Source organism: Neisseria sp. 19428wB4_WF04 (genome assembly GCF_015235335.1).
Classification (GTDB): domain Bacteria; phylum Pseudomonadota; class Gammaproteobacteria; order Burkholderiales; family Neisseriaceae; genus Neisseria; species Neisseria musculi.
In genome coordinates this window covers 125,292-131,291 of sequence record NZ_JADGLG010000001.1, presented here as the reverse complement: position 1 = coordinate 131,291, position 6,000 = coordinate 125,292, and the positions used below count along the sequence as shown (strand labels likewise).

The window sequence follows — 6,000 nt, the reverse complement described above, 5'->3', positions numbered from 1 at the left end:
CGAACGATGTAGGATTTGGGGAAACTGTAAGAATCAAGATTTACGGTGCAGTAAACAATGCACATGATAAAACCCCTTCACTTGGCGTTTGAGTTAGCGGGGCTTTAGGTTTGTAAGATATGATCCCTTACGTGGGACGCAATTTAGATTTATAAGGCAAGCCTATGGTTTTCTGTCTTGTATTGGCCGCAGAGAATGACCCCGTTTACTCAGCGAATTTTCTGAATCTGATAATCCAGCCTGTCCACCCTGCCGGTTTTATTGTTTGTAATCAATAAAATATGCGGAATAAAAATCTGATAGCCTGGTAGATAATAGCCTTCAAAGCCTTGCGTCAGCTTCATTGTGCCTGTTTGGTTGTTCATGGTTAATGTACAGCTCACCCGTTGCATCGTGCCTTTCAGTTTGCTGTGGATCACGACAGCATCTTCCGACAAGCCTAAACGGCATTGCTCTTTCAGATCGATTTGCCCGTTTCTGTCAACCAATATGGCCGAACTTTGAAAAGTGCCGCCGTTTGCACTCCACTGCGCGGGGGCTGGGTTGATTTGGATATTCTCCATAACAAATCCTTCCTCACCCATCGCCCATTTCAATTCCCAATGATTCAACAAAATCAGGCTTTTGGCATCAGGCCGACCTTGGATGCGCGAAGTTTTCCGCTTCACATTGGCATGGTGCGAAGAAAATAATCTAGCACTCGAAAATTTATCGGTTTGTCGGCTGATGTTCACACCGGCCTGGGCATTGTTCTGCTCAACAACATCATAGGTGATGGACTTAATACGTTGCTCGGCCTTGCCGATTTCAAACTGACCGGCCATAGCCAGTAATTGGGCATCGATATCGTTTGCCGCGCAAACTGAAAGCGGCAATGACAAGACAATCAAAGAAAGCATAATTTTACGCATAGGGGCCATCCTTAAAATAATCAGATTATATTTAGACAATAGGCCGTCTGAAAGTTTCAGACGGCCTATTGTATTTGGCGATATCAACGTTCCCGCAGTGCCTGTTTCATGCGGGTAATCGGTTTGATAAGATATTGGAAAACGGTTTTTTCTCCGGTTTTCACATCCACCGTTGCCACCATACCGGGAATAATCGGCATATCTTTGCCATTGCGGTCTTTCAGGCTGTTGCTGCTGGTTTGCACCAAAATACGGTAATAAACTTGATTGGGGTCAAGCTTTAAATCGTTTACACGCGCTTGGTTGCTGCTGCTGACCGTATCAGGGCTGATTAAGGTTACTTTACCGTCCAAGCCACCATAAATCGCATAATCGTAGGCACTGATTTTCACCACCGCAGGTAAACCGGGGCGCATAAATGCAACGTCTTGCGGGCGGATGTAGGCCTCCACCAGCAATTTGTCGTCCAACGGTACAATCTGTAAAATATCTTGACCCACATTTACTACACCGCCCACAGTATTGATTTGGATATTTTTTACAATACCGCGCATTGGCGAACGAATTTGCGAACGTTCTACAGGGTCGGCGCGCATTACCATATTTTCTTTGGCCTGAGCCAATTCCGATTCCGCCTGCACCAACTCGTTATTGGCATCTGCCATGTAGCGGTTTTTACGCTCGGCAATCTGCATGGACAGATCGCTGGACTCACGCCGCATACGCAACAACTCCACTTCGGAAACCACACCTTGCGCTACCATCGGTGCGGTAATACCGATTTCTTTATCCAAAGTAGCTTTGCTTATACTTAAATTATGAATAGCTTCGCTGACGGCTCGGCGGCGTGCATTAAACGCAGCCTGCTCACGTTGTTTCAATTCATTGCTGATACCCTGAGGGAAGCTCAAATTAGTACCATAAGCTTCTGCTTTCAAACGTGCAACCATAGCTTCGAGGTTTTTTACCTTGGCCTCACTTTCACGCAAAACAGCAGAGCTACGGGTATCATCTAATCTCAGCAGAATCTGATCTTTTTCAACAATATCACCTTCTTTAACCAGCATTTCGGTAATGATACCCGGATCCAAGCTCTGCACCACTTGCTCGCGGCTGCTGGGAATAACGTTGCCTTGACCACGGGTTACTTCTTCAATCGGGCTGTTATACGCCCAAATCACAAACACCACCAAAAATATGAAAAACAGAATAATGACCCAAAACTGACCGCTATGCTTTTCTTTCTGTAAAGCGGCATTTAAATCGTTTACCAATGCCAAATCTTTAGATTTAATATTGTTTTCGCTGCTCATAATGATAATACCTTTACGGTTTTGTTATTAGGCCGTCTGAAAACAACGGCTTTATTGTTATGCTGTGATGTGGCAAACCGGTTTCACCTTATGCCGCCGGTTGCAGTTGTTTTTCGCTTCTACCTTCATTCTGCATCAGCTTTTGCAGCACCAAATCGCGTGGGCCGTCCATCACAACCTTACCGTCATCCATTACGATAATGCGGTTCACAATTTGTAGAACCTGCGGGCGGTGGGTAACCAAAACCATAGTTCTGTTCTTACCCCATTGTGCGACAGCATTCAGTGCCATGCGTTCGGTTGCCTGATCCAAACCCGTAGTCGGTTCATCTAACAACACAACTTTGGGGTTACGCAAAGTCATGCGGGCCAAAGCAATAATCTGTTTTTGTCCGCCCGACAAACCCAAACCGTCCTCTCCCAGCGGCATATCCAAACCGCGCGGGTGGCTGCGGATGATGCGGTCAAGGCCGAAACGCTTGAGTGCAGTCAACAAGTCTTGGTCGGTAGAATATCCATCTGTACGCGCTAAATCCATGTTTTCACGTAACGATCCCAAAAACAGGCGCGGCGACTGGCTCAACAGTACAACTTGGTTGCGTAGGAAGTTGGGATCGAGCTGACGCATATCGACACCATCAAGCATAACGTTGCCTTTTTCAGTATCATACAAGCCGCTGGCTAATTTCAACATGGTGCTTTTACCACTGCCGATGCGTCCCAAAACACCTACTTTCTCGCCCGGGCGGATATTCAGGCGCAAATCAGTAACCGCCGCACTTCCTTCCTGCTGATATTTGAATGATACATTTTCAAATGTAATATTACCCTGCACATGATCCAACGTGATGTATTGACGTTCTGGGCTGCGTTCAATCGGACGTTCCACAATATTGTTCACCCCTTCCAGAGCCAGTTTGGCTTGCTGAAACCGGGTTGCCAATCCGGCCACTTGCGCCAACGGTGCCAATGCGCGGCCAGACAAAATAACCGATGCAATCAGCGCCCCCATCGTGATTCTTTCTGCCGGATTTTCCGCGTGAATCAAATAAGTACCGAGCAATACCAAAAACACAGTATTCAACTGCTGCATGCCGGTTGCGAAGTTCACCATAAAATTGCTGGTATCTTTTACCTTAATGGAGGAAGCCGAGGTTTTTGCGGTGTATTCATCCCAGCGCTGCTGCGCCCAAGAGGTGGCATTATTGGTTTTCAAGGTTTCAATACCTTCAATCGCTTCGACCGCCAAACCGGAACGCTGAGAAGACTCTTTCATCGATTCGTTAATATAACGGGAAAGCGGCCTCTGAACCAACAAACCCACAATTACCACAATAGGGATAATTGTTAATGGAACCAGTGCCAACTTGCCGCCCACTACCGCAATCACCGTGATAAATAATAAGAGAAACGGCAAATCAACCAAAGTCAACAGGCTGGCACTGGTCATAAACTCACGCACTGATTCAAATTCACGCAAGTTATTGGCATAAGAACCCGAAGATGCCGGTCTGTCAGCCAAACGCAATGCCATTACTCGGCGGAACAGTGCCGAGCTGATAATCAAATCGGCCTTTTTACCGGCAATATCGGTCAAATGACCTCGAATCATTTTAGCGGCAAATTCAAACGTGATCGCCAAAATCACACCGATACTCAACACCCACAGGGTTTCATAAGCCTGATTGGGAATCACTCGGTCATATACATTCATCACATATAGCGAACTGACCAAAGCTAAAAAATTAATAATGAAAGTAGCAAGAATAACTTGGTAATAATAGCTTCTGAAGCGCCAAATCACTTTCCAAAACCATGATTTGGGCAAATGGTATTCCGGCAGATCAGAACGCATATCGGAAACCATTTTCTGTTTGATAAACCAGCAGTAGCCTAAATAAAGAACAGATAATTGCTCGTAATCCAACTCTTGAGACAAACCATCGGCTTGACGCACATGATACTTCCGATTGCGGCCTACCCCTTCGATTTTAGTAACTACGGCTGCTTCTTCATTATGGAGAATCAACACAACCGGCACAGCAAGCGAAGGAATATTTTCCAAATCACGTTTGGACAATGTATTTTCAAAGCCATGGCTTTTTAAAACTTCCGAGAGCGAGTGAAAATTGACGTTCAGTTTTTTATCCCGCACAACCTCTGCAGCAAGTGCCGCTTCAGATACCGGCGCACCCAACAGGCGGGTGGCCAAAGCAATGTGTTCGATAATGGATTTCATAATAATGTTTTCACGTTAATGTTATTGGATTTTTCATTCAAACTAGCGTGCCGCACCCGCCCAGCTGGCAACCTGCGACTGGGAAACCAGATATTCAAAGGCAGCATCCCGAAAGTCATTACGTGCATTGACGTTTTCCTGCTCAATACCTGCCAATTCGTTATAAGCTCCCAAAACATCGGTGAGGGTTCGGCGTGCGATTTTGAATTGCAGTTCGTAAGATTTCACAACTTCTTTTTGTGCAGCTATATGCTGTGCAGTGATATCCTGACGCTGTTCACTTTGTGCCATGTCTATTTCGGCAGTTCGCGCTTTCTCAGTAACTTCGCGGAGAATCTGCTCCGACTTAGAGTCTGCAGCAATCAATGCCTGTGCATTCTTATCCACATTATGCCGTGCGGCCATGTCCAATACATTCCAAGTCAGATTCAGATAAAGCTCTTTGCTGTCCTTGGTGGCTAATCCCTCCAAATTTACAGCCGGCAGCCGCGATGCTTTGGTTGCATCCAACTCGGCCTTGACACTTTCCCGCTCTGCCTGTTGGGCAAGATAAGACGGATTCAGCCCTTTATCTTTGCTGTTAAATTGTTTCACGATACCCGAGGCTGAATTACCGGCAAACGGATCTTTCAAATCCTCCGGCGAAACTGGAGAGATGGTATATTTTGACAACCGGCTCAGCGCCATTTCCATAGTACGGCGAAGTTGCGCTATAGAGGTTTCTACCTGCAACTGGCGCGAACGAGCTTCAATCAACTCTGAACGGCGACCGCCGTCATATTTCACGATAATGCTTAAATCTTTCAAAAGATTGTTGTGGCGGCTCAAACTTTGACGGCTGACATCCAACGACTCTTTTGCCCGCAATGCCGTTAAATACAGCTTACCGATCTCTCCACCCAATTGTTCTTGGGTTTCAAAATATTTATGACCGTAATAAATCTCTTTGTTCTTATCCCGTCTGACAGCTGCATTAATACCACCCCAAGAATAAAGATTCAAACTACCTCTCAATCCTAAACCATTGTCTTTATTGTTGCTACTGTATTTATGTTTTTGCGTAATCACTCGAGTACCGGTAATTCCCAGCACAGGATAATGGCCGGCCCGGGTAGCTTTTGTTGTGCTTTTAGCTGCATTTTCGTTGGCTTTTGCCTCCAGCAAAGCTGGATCGGAAACCAAAGAATGCTTTAGGATATCTTTCAGCCCTTGCGCCCCGGCAGGTTGCAAACCAAAAAGCAGCACCAGTGGCAAAACAGACCATTTTTTCAGCTTTCCACTCAGAAAAAATTGAGACATATTTTTTTTCATTTTTTTATATAGCCATCGTAATGTTTGTACAAATTCCAATATTGAAAACCAATACCAGTAATTGTTTGCCATTATTAAATATAAGACTTTGTACTAATTTTATTAGCATAACACCATATTTAACATTATCCGGTAAATCTCAGATAAAAGGTAGGGAAAAGCTACCCAAAGTACACAACAAGCTACACTACCACGGAATTTACTATTATTATAATATATGAATGTC

4 protein-coding genes are annotated in these 6,000 nt (G+C 45.1%); all 4 read right to left on the bottom strand.

The window, feature by feature from the left end; translation table 11 throughout:
- Positions 1-209: 209 nt before the first annotated feature.
- Entirely contained in the window at positions 210-911 is a 702-nt protein-coding gene (locus tag IR141_RS00565; protein ID WP_135033737.1) for a hypothetical protein, read from the bottom strand.
- Positions 912-994: 83 nt separating this feature from the next.
- Entirely contained in the window at positions 995-2,224 is a 1,230-nt protein-coding gene (locus IR141_RS00560) for an HlyD family type I secretion periplasmic adaptor subunit (RefSeq protein WP_135033735.1), read from the bottom strand.
- Between the two features lie 88 nt (positions 2,225-2,312).
- Positions 2,313-4,463 carry a type I secretion system permease/ATPase gene (locus tag IR141_RS00555; RefSeq protein WP_135033733.1) on the bottom strand — a complete coding sequence of 717 codons (2,151 nt, stop codon included), beginning with the start codon at positions 4,461-4,463 and terminating at the stop codon, positions 2,313-2,315.
- A gap of 42 nt (positions 4,464-4,505) precedes the next feature.
- Positions 4,506-5,762, bottom strand: coding sequence for a TolC family protein (locus tag IR141_RS00550; RefSeq protein WP_228068091.1), 1,257 nt, complete (start codon positions 5,760-5,762; stop codon positions 4,506-4,508).
- Positions 5,763-6,000: the final 238 nt, after the last annotated feature.